21 protein-coding genes are annotated in these 20,736 nt (G+C 72.2%); 10 read left to right on the top strand and 11 right to left on the bottom strand.

Going from position 1 to position 20,736, the window contains the following annotated elements:
• Positions 1-54 precede the first annotated feature (54 nt).
• Together ACWBNA_RS18800 and ACWBNA_RS18805 are read right to left on the bottom strand one after the other, a co-directional pair.
• On the bottom strand, positions 55-744 hold the full coding sequence (locus tag ACWBNA_RS18800) for a response regulator transcription factor (protein ID WP_482705530.1): 690 nt from the start codon (positions 742-744) through the stop codon (positions 55-57).
• A 172-nt stretch (positions 745-916) separates the two neighbouring features.
• Entirely contained in the window at positions 917-2,167 is a 1,251-nt protein-coding gene (locus ACWBNA_RS18805; protein WP_482705531.1) for a sensor histidine kinase, read from the bottom strand.
• A gap of 179 nt (positions 2,168-2,346) precedes the next feature.
• Here ACWBNA_RS18805 and ACWBNA_RS18810 point away from each other — a divergent pair, with 179 nt between their 5' ends.
• Complete coding sequence (locus ACWBNA_RS18810; protein ID WP_482705532.1) at positions 2,347-2,541, top strand: hypothetical protein; 195 nt, start codon at positions 2,347-2,349, stop codon at positions 2,539-2,541.
• Positions 2,542-2,550: 9 nt separating this feature from the next.
• Here the strand turns inward: ACWBNA_RS18810 and ACWBNA_RS18815 are convergent, their stop codons facing one another.
• Both ACWBNA_RS18815 and ACWBNA_RS18820 read right to left on the bottom strand, forming a co-directional pair.
• Positions 2,551-2,946: a guanyl-specific ribonuclease gene (locus ACWBNA_RS18815; RefSeq protein ID WP_482705533.1), complete on the bottom strand. Its 396-nt coding sequence runs from the start codon at positions 2,944-2,946 to the stop codon at positions 2,551-2,553.
• A gap of 85 nt (positions 2,947-3,031) precedes the next feature.
• Positions 3,032-3,655, bottom strand: coding sequence for a dihydrofolate reductase family protein (locus ACWBNA_RS18820; protein WP_482705534.1), 624 nt, complete (start codon positions 3,653-3,655; stop codon positions 3,032-3,034).
• A 243-nt stretch (positions 3,656-3,898) separates the two neighbouring features.
• Here ACWBNA_RS18820 and ACWBNA_RS18825 point away from each other — a divergent pair, with 243 nt between their 5' ends.
• The gene (locus ACWBNA_RS18825) at positions 3,899-4,648 is read left to right on the top strand and encodes an SDR family oxidoreductase (RefSeq protein WP_482705536.1); all 750 of its coding nucleotides are present in this window, start codon (positions 3,899-3,901) and stop codon (positions 4,646-4,648) included.
• Positions 4,649-4,836: 188 nt separating this feature from the next.
• Here ACWBNA_RS18825 and alc read toward each other — a convergent pair whose 3' ends face one another.
• Together alc and allB are read right to left on the bottom strand one after the other, a co-directional pair.
• The gene (alc, locus tag ACWBNA_RS18830) at positions 4,837-5,994 is read right to left on the bottom strand and encodes an allantoicase (RefSeq protein ID WP_482705538.1); all 1,158 of its coding nucleotides are present in this window, start codon (positions 5,992-5,994) and stop codon (positions 4,837-4,839) included.
• A 118-nt stretch (positions 5,995-6,112) separates the two neighbouring features.
• Complete coding sequence (allB, locus tag ACWBNA_RS18835; protein ID WP_482705539.1) at positions 6,113-7,450, bottom strand: allantoinase AllB; 1,338 nt, start codon at positions 7,448-7,450, stop codon at positions 6,113-6,115.
• Positions 7,451-7,728: 278 nt separating this feature from the next.
• On the opposite strand from allB, the gene ACWBNA_RS18840 reads away from it, so the two are divergent.
• Positions 7,729-8,523, top strand: coding sequence for an IclR family transcriptional regulator (locus tag ACWBNA_RS18840; RefSeq protein WP_482705541.1), 795 nt, complete (start codon positions 7,729-7,731; stop codon positions 8,521-8,523).
• Entirely contained in the window at positions 8,520-9,230 is a 711-nt protein-coding gene (locus tag ACWBNA_RS18845) for a DUF6304 family protein (protein WP_482705543.1), read from the top strand. Before ACWBNA_RS18840 ends, ACWBNA_RS18845 begins: the two co-directional genes overlap by 4 nt.
• 20 nt (positions 9,231-9,250) lie before the next feature.
• Here ACWBNA_RS18845 and ACWBNA_RS18850 read toward each other — a convergent pair whose 3' ends face one another.
• Positions 9,251-9,571 carry a DUF5955 family protein gene (locus tag ACWBNA_RS18850; RefSeq protein ID WP_482705545.1) on the bottom strand — a complete coding sequence of 107 codons (321 nt, stop codon included), beginning with the start codon at positions 9,569-9,571 and terminating at the stop codon, positions 9,251-9,253.
• Positions 9,572-9,760: 189 nt separating this feature from the next.
• Here ACWBNA_RS18850 and ACWBNA_RS18855 point away from each other — a divergent pair, with 189 nt between their 5' ends.
• A complete protein-coding gene (locus tag ACWBNA_RS18855) occupies positions 9,761-10,360 on the top strand; it encodes a nucleotidyltransferase family protein (protein ID WP_482705546.1) in 600 nt (199 codons plus the stop codon).
• Positions 10,361-10,547: 187 nt separating this feature from the next.
• A complete protein-coding gene (gene aceB / locus ACWBNA_RS18860; protein WP_482705548.1) occupies positions 10,548-12,182 on the top strand; it encodes a malate synthase A in 1,635 nt (544 codons plus the stop codon).
• A 4-nt stretch (positions 12,183-12,186) separates the two neighbouring features.
• On the opposite strand, the gene ACWBNA_RS18865 is transcribed toward aceB, so the two are convergent.
• Genes ACWBNA_RS18865 through ACWBNA_RS18875 form a run of 3 tightly spaced genes read right to left on the bottom strand, consistent with a single transcriptional unit; the run spans position 12,187 to position 14,963 of the window.
• Entirely contained in the window at positions 12,187-12,489 is a 303-nt protein-coding gene (locus tag ACWBNA_RS18865) for an Rdx family protein (RefSeq protein WP_482705550.1), read from the bottom strand.
• Positions 12,486-13,400 (bottom strand): HipA family kinase, encoded by a 915-nt coding sequence (locus tag ACWBNA_RS18870; protein ID WP_482705552.1) that lies wholly within the window; start codon positions 13,398-13,400, stop codon positions 12,486-12,488. The genes ACWBNA_RS18865 and ACWBNA_RS18870 overlap by 4 nt, the downstream gene beginning before the upstream one ends.
• A gap of 15 nt (positions 13,401-13,415) precedes the next feature.
• Complete coding sequence (locus ACWBNA_RS18875) at positions 13,416-14,963, bottom strand: IucA/IucC family protein (protein WP_482705554.1); 1,548 nt, start codon at positions 14,961-14,963, stop codon at positions 13,416-13,418.
• Positions 14,964-15,095: 132 nt separating this feature from the next.
• On the opposite strand from ACWBNA_RS18875, the gene ACWBNA_RS18880 reads away from it, so the two are divergent.
• Genes ACWBNA_RS18880 through ACWBNA_RS18890 form a run of 3 tightly spaced genes read left to right on the top strand, consistent with a single transcriptional unit; the run spans position 15,096 to position 18,727 of the window.
• Positions 15,096-16,616, top strand: a complete 1,521-nt coding sequence (locus tag ACWBNA_RS18880) for an IucA/IucC family protein (protein WP_482705556.1) — start codon at positions 15,096-15,098, stop codon at positions 16,614-16,616.
• A gap of 45 nt (positions 16,617-16,661) precedes the next feature.
• Positions 16,662-17,924, top strand: a complete 1,263-nt coding sequence (locus ACWBNA_RS18885) for a VWA domain-containing protein (RefSeq protein ID WP_482705557.1) — start codon at positions 16,662-16,664, stop codon at positions 17,922-17,924.
• A complete protein-coding gene (locus tag ACWBNA_RS18890; RefSeq protein ID WP_482705559.1) occupies positions 17,924-18,727 on the top strand; it encodes a hypothetical protein in 804 nt (267 codons plus the stop codon). The genes ACWBNA_RS18885 and ACWBNA_RS18890 overlap by 1 nt, the downstream gene beginning before the upstream one ends.
• Positions 18,728-18,778: 51 nt before the next feature.
• On the opposite strand, the gene ACWBNA_RS18895 is transcribed toward ACWBNA_RS18890, so the two are convergent.
• Entirely contained in the window at positions 18,779-19,405 is a 627-nt protein-coding gene (locus ACWBNA_RS18895) for a winged helix-turn-helix transcriptional regulator (protein WP_482705561.1), read from the bottom strand.
• An 86-nt stretch (positions 19,406-19,491) separates the two neighbouring features.
• Between ACWBNA_RS18895 and ACWBNA_RS18900 the strand changes: the two genes are divergently transcribed.
• Positions 19,492-20,700, top strand: a complete 1,209-nt coding sequence (locus ACWBNA_RS18900; protein WP_482705563.1) for a pyridoxal phosphate-dependent aminotransferase — start codon at positions 19,492-19,494, stop codon at positions 20,698-20,700.
• The last annotated feature ends 36 nt before the right edge of the window (positions 20,701-20,736 follow it).

Consider the following 20,736-nt stretch of genomic DNA (forward strand, 5'->3'; position numbering starts at 1 on the left):
GCGCTGCCCCTTCGACTCCGCTTCCCCCCTGGCATCACCTCGGCCGACGCGCGGCTACCGCGGCTGGCGCCCGTCCCCCTCCGGCTCCTCCAGCAGTCCCGCGTCGTAGGCCAACAGGGCGATCTGCACCCGGTTGTTGAGGTCGAGCTTGGCCAGGACGCGGGAGACGTGGGTCTTGACCGTGGCGACGCTCATGAAGAGCGCGGCGGCGATGTCGGCGTTGGAAAGGCCCCGGCCGACGGCGACGGCGACCTCGCGTTCGCGGTCGTTGAGGGCGGTGATCCGGGCACGCGCGCGTGTGCGGCGCGTGTCGGCGGCGGTTCCGGCCGCGTGCTGCATCAGCTGGCGGGTCACGGTGGGTGACAGGACGGGATCTCCTGCCGCGACGCGGCGCACCGCTTCGACGATCTCGGCGGGCGGGGTGTCCTTGAGGACGAATCCGGCGGCGCCCGCGCGCAGGGCCCACAGGACCTGTTCGTCGGCGTGGAAGGTGGTCAGGACGACGACCTGCGGGGCTTCGGGCCGGCCGCGCAGCCGCTCGGTGGCGGTCAGGCCGTCCACCGACGGCATCCGGATGTCCATGAGGACGACGTCCGGGCGGGTGCGGTCGACGAGCTCCTCGACCTCGCCGCCGTCGGCGGCCTCGCCGACGATGTCGATGTCGTCGGCGCCGCCCATCATCAAGGACAGGCCGGCCCGGACCAGCGGGTCGTCGTCGACGAGGAGCAGTCTGATCGCAGTCATGGGGCTACGTAATCACGCTTGCGCGGCGTGCGAATCACCGTTGTGCCGGGCGAGTTGGGGGAGGCGGCGGGGCGCGCGTGCCTCCCGCGCCGCGGGCCGTCGTCCCGCTGGGGCGGCACGGGTGAGCGCAGCGGCACCCCGCAGCGCGCCCCGCCCCTACCCGCCGCAGGGCTCACCGCCACGGCAACCACGCCCGCACCCCGAACCCTCCGCCCTCCTCCGGCCCGTGCTCCAGGCGGCCCCCGGCCAGCGTCGCGCGTTCGGTCAGGCCGATCAGCCCCTGTCCGGAACCGGGGACATGGGGGACCTCCCCGTCGGGCGGCGGGTTGCGCACCGACATGGTCAGGCCCTCCCCCGGGGCGCCGGTGACCGACACCGTGACCTCGGCGCCGGGGGCGTGCTTGCGGGCGTTGGTGAGGCCCTCCTGGGCGATGCGGTAGGCGGTGCGCCCGACCGAGGCGGGGACGGCGGCGGGCTCGGCGACGCGGCTGTCGAGGGCGACCTTCATCCCGGCCTCGCGGGACTCGGCGACCAGCGTGTCAAGGGCGGCGAGCGTCGGCTGGGGGCGGCCCGCGTCGTCGGGGTCGCCCGCCCGCAGGACGCCGATGATCTCCCGCAGGTCCTGCAGGGCCTCGTGCGCGCTCTCCCGGATGACACCGGCCGCCCGGGCGACCTCCGCGCGGGGCGCGTCCGGCCGGAACTCCAGGGCGCCGGCGTGCACGCTCAGCAGGGTCAGCCGGTGCGCGAGCACGTCGTGCATCTCCCGGGCGATGGCCTCGCGGGCGAGCCGCTGCGCCTGCTCCGCACGCAGCCGTGCCTCCGTCTCGGCGCGCCGGGCCCGGTCGCGCAGGCTCAGCATGAGCTGCCGCTTGGACCGTACGAGCATGCCCCAGCCGGTGATCGCCACGGTGAGGAGCAGGGTGAACACCACCGCCGGCGCGTACGACAGGTCGGGGTCGGGGCGCACCCACAGCAGGAGCGGGATCAGGGCGAGCTGCAAGCCGCCGACCCAGGCCGCGTACCGGAACGGACGGTGCACCGCGAGCGTGAACAGGGCGACGACGCCGGCGCCGGCCGAGGTGGTCGAGACGAAGGCGAGGGGGATCGTCGCGACGGCGAGTCCGAGGGGCCACCGGCGGCGCAGCCATACCGCGGCGCAGGCGAGAGCGCCGAGCAGTTGGTCGGTCACGACGACGGCGTGCGGGAGGTCGGGGTCGTCGGCGAGCGTGTCCGCGACCGCCAGGCCGATGACGACGGCCAGCAGGAAGCCGGAGAAGTCGACGACCCAGTCGCGCGCGGTCCGCCGGGGCCGCCGCCCGGCCCGCCCCGCCTCGGGGTCGAGCTCGTGGATCACGGCGGAGGGCAGCAGCCAGCGCCGCCCGGGGAAGGCAGGCGTTTCGGACGCCGTCTCGTCACTGCTCACGGTCGACGAATCTATGCGGGGGCGGGCCGTGCCACCTCCGGATGCGCCGGTTCCGCGACCAAAGTCGTGGCACCGGAGACTTTCGGCGCGGCCGGCCCGGCGCGATCGGGGACTTCCGTCGGACGTGCCTCGCCCCGCGGCCGATGTGGGTGGGGGGTCCGCGGGGCGAGGGTCTTCCCATGAAGGAACTGCTGGAGCTACTCGGTTTCCTTGCCCTGGTGCAGGGCGCGATGGGCCTGTTGCACGAGTTCACCGACTGGCACGTGGGGTTCGTGCAACGGGTCGGTTTCCTCGACGGCTACGAGGTCTACGCGAGCGTCACCCTGGTCGTGCTGGCGTTCGCGTTGTTCGCCGTCGCCGAGAGCCGGCGATGAGGCCCCCGCTCAGCAGTCGTGGTCGACCAGGTCGAACGAGGCGTAGTGGTCGGCCGTGTAGTAGTCCTCCTGGTACTCCTCACCGGTGACGATGCGGCGAGCTCCGCGCGTGGAGGAGCCGGGGGTGATGACCGTGTACTCGTGGTAGTAGCCGGTCGACTGGCCGGGCAGGACGCCTTCCCGGTTCTGGAAGACCGTCCCGTCCTGCGAGTACGGGTAGGGGCCGCCCTGCTCGATCAGGTCGAGCGTGTCGTGGGCCTGGGAGGGCAGGTCGCTGTAACAGATGCTGCCGACCGCCGTGGCGGCCGCGTCCGCCGAGGTGGCGGTGACGGTGCCGCCCACGAGAAGGGCGGACAGGAGAGCGGCTGCGGCGCCGATCCGGGTGGCGCGTGGGGGGAATCTCATGACCCCATGATGACGCGCGTAGACGATGGCATGTCAATGACAACTCCGGTGAATTTCCCGTCAAGTCCCATGAGTTCTCGGGAAGTTAACCTTCGGGGAGCTCGTAGGTGCCGTACTCCGGACGGCCGGTCACGTCGTACGACTGGATGGAGACGCCCGCCCCCGTGACCTGCCCGCCGGCGTGCCGGAAGGCGGTCGGTACGCCGCCCTCGGCGAACAGGCGGCGACCGGCGCCCAGCACGACCGGGAAGGTCAGCAGGTGCACGGTGTCGACCAGGCCGAGGTCGAGCAGCGACCGGGCGAGGGCACCGCTGCCGTGCACCTGGAGCTCGCCGTCGGTGCGCTCCTTGAGACCCCTGACCTCCTTGGCGAGATCGCCGCCGATCACGGTGGTGCCGGCCCAGCCGGGGTCCGTGAGGGTCGCGGAGGCGACGTACTTCGGCAGGGCGTTCAGCTTGGAGGCGACCGGGTCGGCCGGATCGGTGTTCTTCGGCCAGTACGCGGCGAAGATGTCGTACGTACGACGGCCGAGGAGGAAGGCGCCGACGCGGTCGAAGACGCCGTTGACGAACCGGCCGAAGTCGTCGTCCCAGTACGGGACGGTCCAGCCGCCCTGCCGGAAGCCGTCGCGGGTGTCCTCCTTGGGGCCGCCGGGGGCCTGGTGGACGCCGTCGAGGGTGACGAAGGAAGTGAGGACTAGCTTGCCCATGGCGGGCGCCTCCTGCTCTTGAGGGGGTCTGCTGTCATGAGTGGTCTGCTGTCATGAGTGGTCTGCTGCCATGAGTGACCTGTTGTCATGGCTGGTCTGTTGTCATCAGGGCAGACCTCACCGGCACCCGCAACTCATCGGTCGGCCGTGGGCCACCTCGCCCGGCCGCCGACGATCTCGACGGGCGGGCTCCCTGTCCGTACACCGCCAGCGTCACCGGTCGCCGGCCGGTGGGATGGATCCATGACGACTTCCCATGGATCTCTGAACGGCAAGATGGCTCTCGTGACCGGCGGCAGCCGGGGCATCGGTGCGGCGACGGCTCTGCGGCTGGCCCGCGAGGGCGCGGACGTGGCTCTCACGTACGTGAACGGCAAGCCGGCGGCCGAGGACGTCGTACGGGCCGTCGAGGCGCTGGGACGCCGGGCCGTGGCCCTGCGGGCGGACTCCGCGGACGCGGACGAGGCGGCGGGGGCGGTGGCGGGTGCGGCTCGGGCCCTCGAGGGGCGGCTCGACATCCTGGTGAACAACGCGGGCGTGGGGCTGCTCGGGCCCCTGGAGAACCTCTCGCTCGCCGACGTGGACCGAGTCCTGGCCGTCAACGTGCGCGCCGTCTTCCTCGCCTCCCAGGCGGCCGCCGCACGGATGGGTGCCGGCGGCCGGATCATCACCATCGGCAGCTGCATGACCCAGCGGGTGCCGGGGGCCGGCGGCACGCTCTACGCGATGAGCAAGTCGGCCCTGACCGGTCTGACGAAGGCCCTCGCCAGAGAGCTGGGCGGGCGTGGCATCACGGCGAACATCGTGCATCCCGGGCCGATCGACACGGACATGAATCCGGCGGACGGGCCGTTCGCGGCGGGGCAGGCGGAGGCGACGGCGCTGGGGCGTTTCGGCAATGCCGAGGAGGTGGCGTCGACGGTGGCCCATCTGGCGGGGGCGGAGTACGTCACGGGCGCGGAGTTCTCGGTGGACGGGGGGTATGCGGCGTGATGCCGGGGGCGGTGGGGTTCTCGCCCCCGCCGCCCCTTCCCGTCCCGCCTTTCGGCCCGAAGGGCCTCGTCCTCAAACGCCGGACGGGCTGAATTTCAGCCCGTCCGGCGTTTGAGGAGCGGGGTCTGGGGCGGAGCCCCAGAACGACGGGAACGGGAAGGGGCGGCTGGGGCGCAACCCTCCCCCGGTCAGCCGCCCAGTGCCTGATGGCGCGTCGCCAGCTCCGCGGCGCCGGCCTCCGTCAGCGAGCCGAACAACCGCAGCCGGGAGATCCCGCCGTCGGGATAGATGTCCACGCGCGCGTGCGTGCCGACGGCCGGCGTCGGGAGGACGAAGCGGTGGTTGGTGTCGGGCTGGAGGCGGGTGCGCGGAAGGATCTCCGTCCACGCGCCGTCCGCGCCGTCCGCTCCCTCCCCGCCGTCCCCGCCGTCCCGCACGGACACCGACGCCCAGCCCGCGCTGTTGCCCTTCAGGTACGCCGTGTCGATCTCGATCGCCCGGATCCGGGACTGGGCGGCCAGGCGGTAACGGATCCAGTCGTTGCCCTGGTCGCGGCGGCGGCGCGTCTCCCAGCCGTCGTCCATCTTGCGGGAGCGGCCCGGCTGGATGGTGTTGGTGGCCGGTGAGTAGAAGAGGTTGGAGGCGTCCTCGGCCTGGCCGCCGTTCTCCAGGGCGACCACGTCGAAGGTGCCGAGGACCTCCAGCCACCTCGGGTCCGGGACGACCTCGCCGTACACGCGAAGGCGCGCGATGCCCCCGTCGGGGTGCTGGTTGACGCGCAGGTGCGTGAAGCGCTGTTCGACCGACACCACGAAGCCGTTCGCCGCGTGGCCGCCGACCGCCGTACGGGGGACCAGCGTCGTCCACTTCACGTCACCGGACAGCAGCTCCTCCGGCGCGGGAGACCCCGGCACCGACACGCCCTCGATCGACACGGCCTGCGGGTAGTTGCCGCGGAAGTGGGCCGTGTCGACGACGATGCCGCGGATGACGCCGGGGGCGCCGAGGCGGACCAGCGCCCAGTCGTGGTCCTCTGCCGTCGGCCACGGGTGGTCGGCGGAGGCTCCTCGGCGGCGCCTGGTCTCCCAGCCGTCCATGATCTTGCCCTTGTGCCCGAAGTGCTCGGGGTCGAACTCGGCGGGCCCGGCCACCAGCAGGTTTTCCCGCTGGGCGAAGAACTCGTCGTTGGCGGCGATCACCGCGGCGCCGAGCTGCCGGTCGGCGAGGTTGGCGTACTGGGTGAAGGGGAAGTCGGCGTTGCGGTAGTCCGCGTACGGGTCACCGCCTCCGTAGGGGTTCGCGTCGCCGGTGAAACGAGCCGAAGGGGATGCGGGCTGCGCCGTCACGAAGTGTGCCTTTCAGGAGTCGGCCGCTGCGGGTGCGGGAGAACGGGAGAAACGGACTGGGGGGAGGGGGCAAGGGGGGCAAGGGTGCAAGGGGGCAGCAGAACGAAGGGACACGTGATCAGGGGACGCGGGTGAGCAGTTCACCCCTCGGGGCGGTGAACTCGCCGTCTGCGACGATGCGTTCGCCGCGCAGCCAGGTGGACTTCACGACCCCGTGCAGGGTCTTGCCCGCGTACGCCGTGACGCGGTTGCGGTGCTGGAGGGCGGCCGGGTCCACGGTGAACGTCTCTTCGGGCGCGAGGACCGCGAAGTCGGCGTCACGGCCGGCCTCGATGGCGCCTTTCCGGCCGAGGCCGACCAGGGCGGCCGTCCGCGTCGACATCCAGCGGACCACGTCCTCCAGGCCGTGGCCGCGCCTGCGCGCCTGAGTCCACACCGCGGCCAGGCTCAGCTGGAGTCCGGAGATGCCGCCCCAGGCCGTCGCGAAGTCGTCCGTCTTCAGGTCCGCCGTCGACGGCGAGTGGTCCGTGACCACGCAGTCGATGGTGCCGTCCGCCAGTGCCTGCCAGAGCAGGTCCTGGTTGGCGGACTCGCGGATCGGTGGGCAGCACTTGAACTCGCTGGCACCGTCCGGGACTTCCTCGGCGGTGAGGGTGAGGTAGTGCGGGCAGGTCTCGACCGTGATGCGGACACCCTCCGCCTTCGCCGCCGCGATCAGCGGCAGCGCGTCGGACGAGGACAGGTGGAGGACGTGCACGCGCGCGTCGAGGCGCTTCGCCTGGGCGATGAGCTGAGCGATCGCGGTGTCCTCCGCGTCCCGCGGGCGGGAGGCCAGGAAGTCGGCGTACTTGGGCCCGCCCTGCTGCGGGGCGGCGCCCAGGTGGTGCGGGTCCTCGGCGTGCACGATCAGCAGGCCGCCGAAGGAGGCGATCTCGGCGAGGGAGCGGGCGAGCCGGTCCTGGTCCAGGTGCGGGAACTCGTCCACGCCGGACGGCGACAGGAAGGCCTTGAAGCCGAAGACGCCGGCCTCGTGCAGCGGGCGGAGGTCCTTGAGGTTGTCGGGCAGGGCGCCGCCCCAGAAGCCGACGTCGATGTGGGCCTTGTCGGCGGCCACATCCTGCTTCGTACGGAGGTTGTCGACCGTCGTGGTGGGCGGGAGGGAGTTGAGCGGCATGTCGACGAGCGTGGTGATGCCACCGGCGGCCGCGGCGCGGGTGGCGGTCCAGAAGCCCTCCCACTCGGTGCGGCCGGGGTCGTTGACGTGCACGTGGGTGTCGACCAGGCCGGGCAGCAGGACGTGGTCGCCGACGTCCTCCAGGCGGGCACCGGCCGGCACTTCGGCGTCGTACGGCAGGACGGCCGTGATCGTCCCGGCGGAGACCGCGACCGAGGCGGCGCGGGTCCCTTCCGGGGTGATGACGCGCGTCGAGCGCAGTACCAGTTCTACGTCGGACACCCGGACCCCTCTCACGCTGCCTGTGTGCCGTTACTTCCGGGAAACGGGATTTACTTCCACGTAACGGAATTCAACGTTCTGTTGAAGGAGTCTTCACTCCCGCCTTCGCGCCGTCAAGGGCGCCCTCCCCCAGGGGACCACAAAGGCACTCACTCTGGACGTTTCCACAAGACGGAATTATTATTCCGACAGGCAGAACGTAGCTACGCACCATCAGGGAGTCAACCGACCGACGGGTAGGCTTCTGCTCTTCCCGCCTGTCCCGAAAGGAACGCGCCGTGCCGACGTCCAGCGCCAGCACCACCGACTCCGCGAAGTCCGCCAGCGGCGGAGTCCAGTCCCTTGAGCGCGCCTTCGACCTGCTGGAACGGATGGCGGACGCGGGCGGCGAAGTCGGTCTCAGCGAGCTCTCCGCGAGCAGCGGGCTGCCCCTGCCGACCATCCACCGACTGATGCGCACCCTGGTGGTCTGCGGATACGTACGCCAGCAGTCCAACCGTCGCTACGCGCTCGGCCCGCGGCTGATCCGCCTCGGCGAATCCGCCTCCCGCCTGCTCGGCACCTGGGCACGCCCCCATCTCGCCCGGCTGGTCGAGGAGACCGGTGAGACGGCGAACATGGCGCTGCTGGACGGCGACGAGATCGTCTACGTGGCGCAGGTGCCGTCGAAGCACACGATGCGCATGTTCACCGAGGTCGGCCGGCGCGTCCTGCCGCACTCGACGGGCGTCGGCAAGGCCCTGCTCGCCAACACCCCGGACGGCGAGGTGCGCGCCCTGCTGGCCCGCACCGGCATGCCGGCCGCGACGGAGAAGACGATCACCACACCGGAGGGCTTCCTCGCGGCGCTGGAGGACGTGCGACGCCGGGGCTACGCGGTCGACGACAACGAACAGGAGATCGGCGTCCGCTGCCTCGCGGTGTCCGTCCCCAACTCCCCCACGCTGGCGGCCATTTCCATCTCGGGCCCGGCGGGCCGGGTCACGGAGGAGGCGACGGAGAGGATCGTGCCGGTGCTCCAGCAGGTGGCGGTGGAACTGTCCCAGGCGCTGGCGAGCCAGAACCCGGCATGACGGCCTTACACCGCTGGCCCGGCCGGTACACCGACCGGCACGGCTCGGAGGAGGTCGTCTTCGAGTCGGACGGCCGAGAACTGATCCGCGCCACGATCAGGGGCGTCCGCTTCGAGGGCGACACCATGGACGATCTCGGCGCGCTGGGCGGCGAGTTGCCCGAGGCGATGTTCACCTTCTTCGACGGGGCGCTGTGCTCCTGCCTTCTGGAATGGGAGCTGCCGATGCCCGTCGCGGTCGAGGGGCGCGGCGTGCGGACGGGCGTACTGCACTGCGCCCTGCGGCTCGGCGGTCCGGCGGGCCCCGGCCGGGGCCTGGACCTGGAGACCCTGACCGTCACCCTGCGCCTCGACGGCCACGAGTACCGTCCCGCGAAAGATCACGACGAATTCGAGGACGCCCTGCACGACCTCCAGCGCGGGCTGCCGCACGGCGCGCGGATCAAGGCCTGCATCGCGTGCGCCTGGTCCGACTACCACCCGGTCGGCCACAGCCTGATGGCCGGCCTGGCCTGCTTCCGTGACGCCAAGGACGTCTACCGGCGCGTGGACGGCAAACACGGACCGTGGGGCATCCTCACGCACTGGCCCGCGCTCACCGAGTTCGTCCAGGAGACCTGGCTCTGCGACCAGTTCGAACACCGGACCTCGGACCAGGGCTACCGAGGCGCGTTCCCGTACCGGGGATGGACGGCGAACGACCACTAGACGGACTGGTGGACCACTGCTCAGCCCCGCCGCCCCGGCGGCTGGCTGAACAGGTCCACGGCCGCCCTGACCTCCGCCAGCCCCCGGGACAGCGCGCTCACCGACCCGATCGCCCCCGCGATCACCAGCAGGGACCGCCACAGCCGTGGAGTCTCGGGTGCCCCCTCGATCGTCATCGCGGCCAGCGCGGCGAGTTCGTCCTCGGCGATGCCACGGTCGGGGAACTCGGCTGGGAGCGCGGCGAGTTGGCGGCGCAGCCGGGACACCGCGGTCCGCAGTTCCGCCACTCTCAGGTCCTCGTCGCCGCCGCTCACCGGTCTCTGCCCCAAGCTCCGCAACACAGCTTTCCCCCTCGCACGCCGTTGTGCGCCCGCATGTTCTCCGATCCCGCCGCGCCTCCCCGCGCGCTGGTCGGGCGCCGGGGGACGCGGGTCAGTAAACGCCACCCCGCACCGGGTGCGCCACCGCGCGGACCGAAATTCAGCCCGGGGGAACCGGGCGTCTGCCGGTGCGTCAGGTATGCAGGACGCATGACTGACAACGCACAGCAGGTGGCGGGGCTGCTCCTCGCCGCGGGAGGCGGGCGCCGGCTCGGCGGACGCCCCAAGGCGCTGCTCACACACCGGGGGCGGCCGTTGGTCGAGTACGCGGCCGGCGTGCTGCGCGCGGCCGGCTGCACCCGGGTCCACGTGGTGCTGGGGGCAGAGGCGGCCGCCGTACGGGAGCGGGCGGAGCTCGGCACTTGCGTGCTCGTGGAGAACCCGGACTGGGCCGACGGCATGGGTTCGTCCCTGCGCGCGGGGCTCGACTCGCTCGCGGACACGGGCGTGGAGGCCGCACTGGTCTCGCTGGTCGACCAGCCCGGCATCGGGCCGGAGGCGGTCGGCCGCGTGCTCGCCGCGTACGAGTCCCGGGAGTCCTTGGTGTGTGCCGCCTACGACGGCGTGCGCGGCCACCCGGTCCTCTTCGGCGTCTCCCACTGGGCGGGCATCGCGGCGACTGCGACCGGCGACCGGGGGGCACGCGCCTACCTGAAGGCGCACGAGGAGGCGATCACGCTCGTCGAGTGCGCAGACGTGGCTCAGGCCTACGACATCGACACCGCCGCGGACCTGAAGCACCTTGAGTGAGCGTGGTGGCACCGAGCGACACCTTGCCTCGACCCGGAGAATCTCGACATCAACAAACCATTGAAGTTCCACGATGAGGAAACTAGTATCCACTGTCCAGAAGCGCCCGACTGCTCCCCGGGCGTCCACCGCCGTACCGTGATCGACTGGCACCCGGTGCCACGCTCGCTGAAGGAAGTGACAGCTCATGTCCGCACCAGCGCCGTCCCCGCTGGCCATCGTCGACGCCGAGCCCCTGCCCCGGCAGGAGGAGGTCCTCACCGACGCGGCCCTCGCCTTTGTGGCCGAGCTGCACCGCCGGTTCACGCCCCGGCGTGACGAGCTCCTCGCCCGTCGTGCGGAGCGCCGCGCCGAGATCGCCCGCACCTCCACGCTCGACTTCCTGCCGGAGACCGCCGCGATCCGCGCGGACGACTCCTGGAAGGTGGCCCCCTCCCCCGCGGCCCTGGACGACCGCCGGGTCGAGATCACCGGCCCCACCGACCGCAAGATGACCATCAACGCCCTCAACTCGGGCGCCAAGGTCTGGCTCGCGGACTTCGAGGACGCCTCGGCGCCGACCTGGGAGAACGTCGTCCTCGGTCAGATCAACCTCGTCGACGCCTACACCCGGAACATCGACTTCACCGACCCGAGGTCCGGCAAGTCGTACGCCCTCAAGGAGGACGCCGAACTCGCCACCGTCGTCATGCGCCCGCGCGGCTGGCACCTGAGCGAGCGGCACCTCGTCGCCGCGGACGGCAGCCAGGTCCCCGGCGCCCTCGTCGACTTCGGCCTGTACTTCTTCCACAACGCCCGGCGGCTGCTCGACCTCGGCAAGGGCCCGTACTTCTACCTCCCGAAGACCGAGTCGCATCTCGAAGCCCGCCTGTGGAACGACGTGTTCGTCTTCGCGCAGGACTACCTCGGCATCCCGCAGGGCACCGTCCGCGCCACCGTGCTCATCGAGACGATCACGGCCGCGTACGAGATGGAGGAGATCCTCTACGAACTCCGCGACCACGCCTCCGGGCTGAACGCCGGCCGCTGGGACTACCTGTTCTCCATCGTCAAGAACTTCCGTGACGGCGGCGCCAAGTTCGTCCTCCCGGACCGCAACGCCGTGACGATGACGGCCCCGTTCATGCGCGCGTACACCGAACTCCTCGTCCGTACCTGCCACAAGCGCGGCGCGCACGCGATCGGCGGCATGGCGGCGTTCATCCCGTCCCGGCGCGACGAGGAGGTCAACAAGGTCGCGTTCGAGAAGGTCAAGGCCGACAAGGACCGCGAGGCGAAGGACGGCTTCGACGGGTCGTGGGTGGCCCACCCGGACCTGGTCCCGATCGCCATGGCCTCCTTCGACGCGGTCCTCGGCGACAAGCCGAACCAGAAGGACCGCCTGCGCGAGGACGTCGACGTCAAGGCGGCCGACCTGATCGCCGTCGACTCCCTCGACGCCAGGCCGACGTACGACGGTCTCGTCAACGCCGTCCAGGTCGGCATCCGTTACATCGAGGCCTGGCTGCGCGGTCTCGGCGCGGTCGCCATCTTCAACCTGATGGAGGACGCGGCGACCGCCGAGATCTCCCGCTCCCAGATCTGGCAGTGGAGCAACGCGGGCGTGGAGTTCGAGCACGCGGGGAACACCGTGAAGGCCACCCCGGAGCTGGCCCGTGAGGTCGCCGCCGAGGAGCTCCGGAACATCAGGAGCGAACTGGGCGAGGAGGCCTTCGCCGCCGGTCACTGGCAGCAGGCCCACGACCTGCTCCTGGAGGTCGCCCTCGACGAGGACTACGCCGACTTCCTGACGCTGCCGGCGTACGAGCAGCTGCGAGGCTAGAGCCTCACTTGTCCGAGTGGCCCAGGGACTTTCCCGGGGCCACTCGGTCGCGTACGGCCTGCTTCACCGCGGTCGGCTCCGGGAAGCCCTGCTCGCGGCGGTCCCAGACGACCTCGTCGTCGACCCTGACCACGAAGATCCCGCCCTTGCCGGGCTTCAGGGACAGCTCCGTGAGCTCGGTCTCGAAGGTCGTCAGCAGTTCCTGCGCCAGCCAGGCCGCACGCGGCAGCCAGCGGCACTGGGTGCAGTACTCGATCTCGACGCGCCGCGACTCGCCCGTGGACGTCTGCGTGGAGGTCTCCGTCATCCGAGGTGCACCGACCAATCCTGTTCCGCCGCCGGTTTGCCGTGCAGGTCGGGGACCCGCTTGAGCCAGTCCGGCCGGCCTCGCTGTGTCTTCGCCGCGCGCAGGGCCTCCTCGGCGGCGAGTTCCTCCCGGGTGGGGAAGTCGGTGGGGAGCCAGGCCGCGGACGCCCGCACGCGCGCGTGGAGGTAGTCGACGTACGCCGCGCGGACGTCGTCGGGGGTCGCGAAACCCTCCTCGACGGCCAGCCAGGCGTCCGGGACCGCCTCCGTGACCGCGCGCAGCAGGTCGGGCGTCACCCGGTGCGCCAGCTCCGCGTCCGCCGCCCGCACGTCCGGCGTGTAGTGGCCGAGCGCGTGGTGGCGGAAGTCGTACGCCTTCCCGGGGTCCGACCCGTCCCAGCGGTGGTGGAAGACGAGCGCGGCCCCGTGGTCGATGAGCCACAGGCGCGGCGGTACGGTCCCGAAGGTGGGCCAGATCATGAGGTTGGAGCTGTGGACCGTACGGTCCACGTTGACCGTCAGGGCGTCCAGCCAGACGACCTTGCCGGCCTCCAGCGGGTCGACGGGGAAGGTCCCGGCGATCTGCGGCGTGAAGTCCTTCGCGCCCGGCAGGTAGTCCATGCCGAGGTTCAGTCCGGCGCTGGCCCCGTGGAGTTCGCGCACTTCCTGGTGCGGTTCGTGGTCGGCGATCGCGGGGTCGAAGTGGACGAGGACCAGCTCGGGGAAGCGCAGCCCGAGGGCGCGGGCCAGCTCGCCCACGATCACCTCGGCGACCAGCGCCTTGCGGCCCTGCGCGGAGCCGGTGAACTTGACGACGTACGTCCCCAGGTCGTCGGCCTCGACGACTCCGGGCACGGAGCCGCCGGACCGCAACGGGTTCACGTATCGAACAGCAGTCACATCACGCAGCACACCGGCCAGGGTATGTCAGTGCTCGCCCCGCGAAGGCCCTGCGAGCGGGTTGGGCAGCGGCAGGTAGCGGGCGTCGGCCCCGTCCGCGCCGGTCCAGCGCAGCAGGAGGTTGGTCTTGCCGGGCAGGGTGGGCGAGGCGAGCAGGGCGGCGATCTCGGGGAGGTGGTGCCGGGACAGTTCGCGGCGGGCGGCGGGCCAGGGGTCGAGGCCGGCGTGGTGTTCGGCCAGGGCCCCGGCGACCTCGCACAGGTGGTTGACGACCAGGCAGTACACCAATCGCTCCCAGCCGGCCTCCCGGTCCACGTCCGGCAGCAGCTTCACGCCCTCGGAGTCCCGGAACAGCGCCTGCACGGGTGTTCCGTGGGCGTCGACGGCGACCAGCGTGTTCTGCAGATGTGCTTCGAGTACGACGCCGTGGTCGGCGAAGGCCGCCAGGGCCGGGGGCACGACCTGGGCGAGGTAGGCCTCCCACCACGCCGCCGGGTTCCCGGTGGCGGCGAGCGGGTCGCCGTCGAAGCCCTCCACCAGGGCGGCGGCCAGCAAGGGGGTCGCCCCGGGCGCCACCCGGTCGCGCAGTCCGTCGCGGACCAGGACGGCGAGCTGCTCGAAGGCGAAGTCCGCGGTGCGGTAGCCGTTGTCGCCGAGCCAGGCCGCCGGGCCGTCGATCGCCGCGAACGCCTCGCGTGCCGCCGTGTCCGTGCGGGTCATGCGCAGCAGGTCGTGGCGCCACAGCCGGCGGACGTCGTTCGTGATGCGCACGTCGAGGCTGAACTTCAGGAAGAGGTCGCGTTCGGGCGCGTACAGCGTGCGGATCGCGGCCGTCGGCCAGGTCGCGAAGGCGGTCGTGCCCAGGTGGAGCAGGCGGCCGTCGGCGAAGGCCGGGGCGAGGTCGCGGGCGACGAGGTCGAGCTGCCAGGGGTGGGCCGGCAGCAGCCGGTAGCCGGGCGGGGCCTGCCCGAGGGTGTCGAGGGCCGAGGTGTCGCCCTCCTCGACGACCGTGTCCGCGCGCAGCCCGAGCAGCGTCAGCGGGAAGCGGGCGTGTGCCTCGGGGGCGTACGGCAGCCAGCCCGCGGCGGGGCCGCCGCCGCGGGCCTTGGGCGCGGGGTGGTGGGGGTGGCCGGTGATGAGGGACTGCTCGGAGAGCAGGTACGGGTCCACGGGTGCCGTCGCCCGGGCGCGGGCGGTGAGCAGCGCGGCCACCGCGTCCCGGCTGTCGATCATCTCGGCGGGCAGTTCGTGGTTGGACAGGCCGGTGTGGCGGGCCAGTTCCTCGGCGACGAGTTTGACGAGTTCGGGATGGCTGACGGGCTGCCAGCCGTCCGCCGTGCCCACCTCGGGTGCGGCGGGCCGCCGCTCGCCGCGTACGCGCAGCAGTCTGCCGCCGGGCAGCCGGTGCATCCGGTGTCCGCCGGGTTCGCCGGTGCGCGGGAGGGGTTCGGCCACCTCCCGCAGCAGGCAGTTCAAAAGGGGCGCCGCCGCGTACGCGTCGGCGCGGTCCGCCACGTCGTCGCGCGGTGCGGCGTCGTCGTCGGCGGCCGGGGGGATGAGATCCACGCGTTCCACTCGTTCTCTACGGTCCGTTCGGGCGGAGACGATCAGTATGTCTGTCGTCACGGCCTGTCGTGACATTCCGCATCCCCGCATCCCCGCATCCCCGCATCCCCCGCCTTCCTGTCGTACCCGAGGAGCCCGCCCGTGCACCGTCCCTTCACCGCCGAGGCCGAGGTCGCCGGCGAGCTGGCCGCCGTACGTCCCGACCTCGTGCCGCGGTACGCGGCCGAGCTGCCGGGCGCCCGTGCGGCCGTGCTGACCCGGCTGTGGCGTGCGCTGGCCCATGAGCCGCTGCCGTGGGTCGCGGGCCGTGCGGCCGGCCGGGAGGGGCTCGCCGTGCGCCTCCGGGACGGCCGCCGGCTGCGCGGCCCGCACCCGGACCCGTACGCCACCGCCGCGTACGTCACCGAGGTGCTGCTCGACGACCTGCCGTACGACGATCCGGCGCGGCTGATGAGCGACCTCGCCGTGGCGCACGGCGGGGAGTTCGCGGCCGAACTCGGCCACAGCGTGGCGTCGGTGGCGCTGTCGCGGGCCGGTGCGCCGGCCCACCCGGAGGAGTGGCCGGTGCACGACTGGGAGTGGGAGCAGCGGGTGGTCGACGGGCATCCGTTCCATCCGGGCTGCCGTTCCCGGCCCGGATTCTCGGTCGCCGAGCAGCTCGCCTACGGGCCCGAGCACGGGCCGGTGGTCCGGCTGGGGCTGGTGCCGGTTCCGGCGGACGAGTGCCTGGTGACGGGTGACTGGCCGGACGGGATGCGGGACGGGGGACGGCTGTGGGTGCCGGTGCATCCGTGGCAGGCCGAGCATGTGCTCAAGCGTCCGTGCGAGGAAGGGCTCCCGGCACACCCCCTGATGGCCCTGCGCACCCTCGCGCTGCCGGACGGGCCGCACGTCAAGACCGCGCTGAGCGCCCGGCTGACCTCCTCGGTGCGGGACATCTCCGTCTACTCGATCACCCTGTCCGCGACCCTGTCGGCGTTCGCGCAGACGCTGGCCGCGCGCACGGACGGCCTGCTGCACGTCACCCGCACCCTGGGCGCGGTCACGGCCAACACCCCCGATCTGGCGGCGGTGTTGCGCGAGTCGCCGCAGGACTACGCGGCGCCGGCACTCGGCGAACGAGTCCTGCCCGTCGCCGCCCTCGCCACCACCGGACTGCCCGACTCCCCCGCCTGGCTGGCCGACTTCACCCGCCTCGCCCTCACGGTTGGTCTGCGCCTGCTGGAGCTGGGCGTGGCCCTGGAGGCGCACGGCCAGAACCTCCTCGTCGTGCTGTCCGCGACCGGCGCCCCGCTGCGCCTGGTCTACCGCGACCTCGCCGACATCCGCGTCAGCCCGGCCCGGCTGGCCCGGCACGGCATCCCGGTCCCGGAGCTGAGCGGGCGGATCGTCACGGACGACGAAACGGCCCTGCGCCGCAAGCTGTTCGGTTCACTGGTGGCCGGGGCGCTGGCCGGGGCGGCGGGGTCGGGGGCGGCGTTGCGGGGCGCGCTGGCCACGGCCGTACGAGACCTTCCGCGCACGCCCGATCTCGCCGCACTGCTCGAAGAGCCGCTGCCCGCCAAGGCGTTGACTCTGATGCGGCTGTCCCCCGGCACACCCGGCGATCAGTGGACCGGCCTGCCGAACCCCTGCTCCGAGGTCCCGAACCCCCTGCCCTGAGCGGCCGTTTTGGAGCGTGGCACCCCTGATCAATAGGATCCGCCGATGATCACAAGTAAACGGCTGGCGGCAGGAGTGTGCGCCCTGCTCGCCGCCCTGACGGCCGGGATCGCCTTCCCGGTCGCGGCCCTCGCCGGCGAACCGACCGGCGAGACCACGCCCCAGGTCGACCTCGTCCTCGACGTCAGCGGCTCCATGCGGACCCGGGACATCGACGGTGGGACGCGGATGGCGGCCGCGAAGCAGGCGTTCAACGAGGTGTTGGACGCCACGCCCGAGGACGTCGACCTGGGCATCCGGACCCTCGGCGCCAACTACCCCGGCGACAACCAGAAGACGGGCTGCAAGGACACCGCGCAGCTCTACCCGGTCGGCCCGCTGGACCGCACCGAGGCCAAGACGGCGGTGGCGACCCTCGCCCCCACCGGCTGGACGCCGATCGGCCCCGCCCTCCTCAAGGCGGCCGGCGACTTCGACGGCGACGGCTCCAAGCGGATCGTGCTGATCAGCGACGGCGAGGACACCTGCGCCCCGCTCGACCCGTGCGAGGTGGCCCGCGAGATCGCCGCCAAGGGCATCGGGCTGACCATCGACACCCTCGGTCTGGTCCCGAACGCCAAGATGCGGCAGCAGCTCAGCTGCATCGCGGAGGCGACCGGCGGGACGTACACCTCGGTGGAGCACACCGACGAACTCACCGACCGGGTCAACCAGTTGGTGGACCGGGCGGCCGATCCGGTGGTGACACCGGTGGCGGTGGACGGTGCCGCCGAGTGCGCCGAGGCGCCGACCGTGAAGTCCGGCCTGTACACCGACCGCGAGGAGTTCGGGCAGCAGCGCTGGTACCGGGTGGACGTCGAGCCCGGCCAGGAGCTGCGCGCCTCGGTGAGCGTCGGGGCCGACCGGGCCGTGAACCCCTCCTACGGGGTGCTGTTGCGGGCCGTCACGGTGCACGGCCGGGAGATCGTGCGCGGCGAGGCCGCGGGCGACGGCCGCACCGACGTGGTCTCGACAGGGCTGCGGTACCCCGAGGCGGAGAGCGACGACGAGGACGCGGCGGCCGAGACGGTGTGTCTCCAGGTCACCAACTCCTTCTCCGCCGCATCCGGCGTGAAGAGCACGCCGGGTCTGCCGCTGGAACTGACCGTCGACGTGGTGGACGGGCCGTCGCCGGCGAGCGACGTGGCCTCCTTCGGCCTCGGGCGCGGCTGGTGGCTGCTCGGCGCGCTGATCCTCACCGGCTTCCTCGCCGGTCTGCTCTGGGGCTGGCTGTCACGCTGGCGGCTCGCGGTCTGGAGGACCAACTGATGCGCATCACCCGCGTGTTGAGCGCTTCCCTGTTGATGCTCGGCCTCGCGGCCGCCCCGGCCGCCGCCGACTCCTCACCGTCCCCCTCGGCCTCGGCGGACGGCGGGGCACCCACCGAGGCGGGCACCTCCTTCCGTACCGCGACGGAGGTCGAGCAGGGCCAGACGGCCACCGCCAACGGCTCCGCGGGCGACTACCTGTACTGGTCGTTCCCCGCGGACGCCGGACAGCGCCCCACCGTCAAGGCGACGGTGAAGCTGCCCGAGGCGCACGCCGCCGAGACCTGGCAGCTCGACGTGTACGACGGTCTGCGCCGCCGTCAGGCCTGCCAGTACGGCGCGCAGACGCGTACCGCGGGGGCGGACGCGGCCTCGGTGGAGCTGGCCTGCGTGCTGCGCACGGTCCGCGCCTGGTCGGAGCCGTGGGCGAACGACCCGCTGCCCGGGACGTACTACGTCCGGCTCACGGTCGTCGGCCTCACGACGGCCGACCTGGGCCTGCCGGTCGACACCGAGCTCCGGGTCGACTCCAAGGACATCGGCGGTTCGGCCGCGGTGGACGGCTCGCTCGCCGAACCCCTGGTGCCGGGAATCGCGGTCACCTCCGAGGCCGACGAGGACGACGCGTCCGCCTCCGCCGTGCTCTCCAGCATCGAGCCGGACGACGGCTGGTCCTCCGGCTGGTGGTCCGACCGATGGGTGTGGACGGCGCTCGGTGGCGTGCTGGCCGCGCTCGCGGGGGTCGGCGGGTACTCGCTGACGCGCGGGTCGGGCCGGCCGTCGCGGGTGCCGCCGGGCGCCTGACGGTTCGTGAAAAGGCCCGCCGTGCTGAGGCACGGCGGGCCTTTTCACGGCTCAGGCCTCGCGCAGCGCCTTCGCGAGAGTGCTCTCGCCCGTCACCTCGATGCGGCCGGCGCGTACCGCGTCCGGCACGCTCACCTCGCCCCGGCCGACCGCCAGGCAGGTGCCGGTGTCCAGGACCAGCCGGGCGTCGGGCTCCGTGGGGGCGGGCCCGTCGCCGTACACGGGACCGTCCTCGGCGCCGACGTACAGATGGAACTCGCCCTCTTCGAGCCGTACTTCGACGAGCCCCTCGCCTTCCAGCGCCCGCAGAAGCGGCAGCGCGAACCAGTGCGCCCGTACGGCGTCCGTGGGCCGCCGCTCGCCCAGTTCGGCCTGCCCCCAGCGCCCCAGGGCCTGGAGCACCTGCAGCAACTCACGGCCCCGTGCGGTCAGTTCGTACACGTACGCGGCCCCGGGCGGCGGCAGCCTGCGCCGGGTCGTCAGGCCGTCCCGTTCCATGTCCTTCAGCCGCGAGGCGAGTACGTCCGTGCTGACGCCCGGCAGGTCGGCGTGCAGGTCGGTGTAGCGGCGCGGACCGGCGAGCAGCTCCCGGACGATCAGGAGTGTCCAGCGGTCGCCGACGACATCGAGCGCCCGGGCGGCGGAACAGTACTGGTCGTAGCTTCGGCGAGGTGACATGCGACGCAGTGTAGACATGTTGTTGGACTTTCCAAGCTCGAACTTGGTAAAACCAAGCAACACCACAACCGGAGGGGCGTAAGCGCATGGAGTTCCGGCAGTCGAGCAAGCTGAGCGAGGTCTGTTACGAGATCCGCGGCCCGGTGATCGAGCACGCCAACGCGCTGGAGGAGGCGGGCCACAGCGTGCTGCGGCTGAACACCGGCAACCCCGCGCTGTTCGGCTTCGAGGCGCCGGAGGAGATCCTCCAGGACATGATCCGGATGCTGCCCCAGGCGCACGGCTACACCGACTCGCGCGGTGTCCTCTCCGCCCGCCGGGCGGTCGCCCAGCGCTACCAGACGCTCGGCCTGGAGGTCGGCGTCGACGACGTCTTCCTCGGCAACGGCGTCTCCGAACTGGTCTCGATGGCCGTACAGGCGCTGCTCGAGGACGGCGACGAGGTCCTCATCCCCGCCCCGGACTTCCCCCTCTGGACGGCGGTCACGACCCTCGCCGGCGGCAAGGCGGTCCACTACCTGTGCGACGAACAGGCCGACTGGTACCCGGACCTCGACGACATGGCGGCGAAGATCACGGACCGCACCAGGGCCGTGGTCATCATCAACCCGAACAACCCCACCGGCGCGGTGTACCCGAAGGAGATCGTCGAGGGCATCCTCGACCTCGCCCGCCGGCACGGCCTGCTGGTCTTCGCCGACGAGATCTACGACCAGATCCTCTACGACGACGCCGTGCACCACTCGGCCGCGGCCCTCGCCCCCGACCTGGTCGTCCTGACCTTCTGCGGCCTGTCGAAGACGTACCGGGTGGCCGGCTTCCGCTCCGGCTGGATGGTCGTCACCGGTCCCCGGCAGCACGCCCGCAACTACCTGGAGGGCCTGACGATGCTGGCCTCCATGCGGCTGTGCGCCAACGCTCCCGCGCAGTACGCCATCCAGGCCGCGCTCGGCGGCCGGCAGTCCATCCGTGATCTGACCGAGCCGGGCGGGCGTCTGCACGAGCAGCGGACGGTGGCCTGGGAGAAGCTCAACGAGATCCCCGGTGTGTCGTGCGTGAAGCCGAAGGGCGCGCTGTACGCGTTCCCGCGTCTCGACCCCAAGGTGCACAAGATCCACGACGACGAGAAGTTCGTCCTCGACCTGCTGCTGCGGGAGAAGATCCAGGTGGTCCAGGGCACCGGTTTCAACTGGCCGACCCCCGACCACTTCCGCATCCTGACCCTCCCCTACGCGGACGACCTGGAGGCGGCCATCGGGCGGATCGGGCGGTTCCTGAGCGGGTACCGGCAGTAGCCTCGTCGCTGGTGGTGCCGTCGGCAGTGGCGTCAC

It is taken from the genome of Streptomyces sp. Q2 (genome assembly GCF_056820935.1).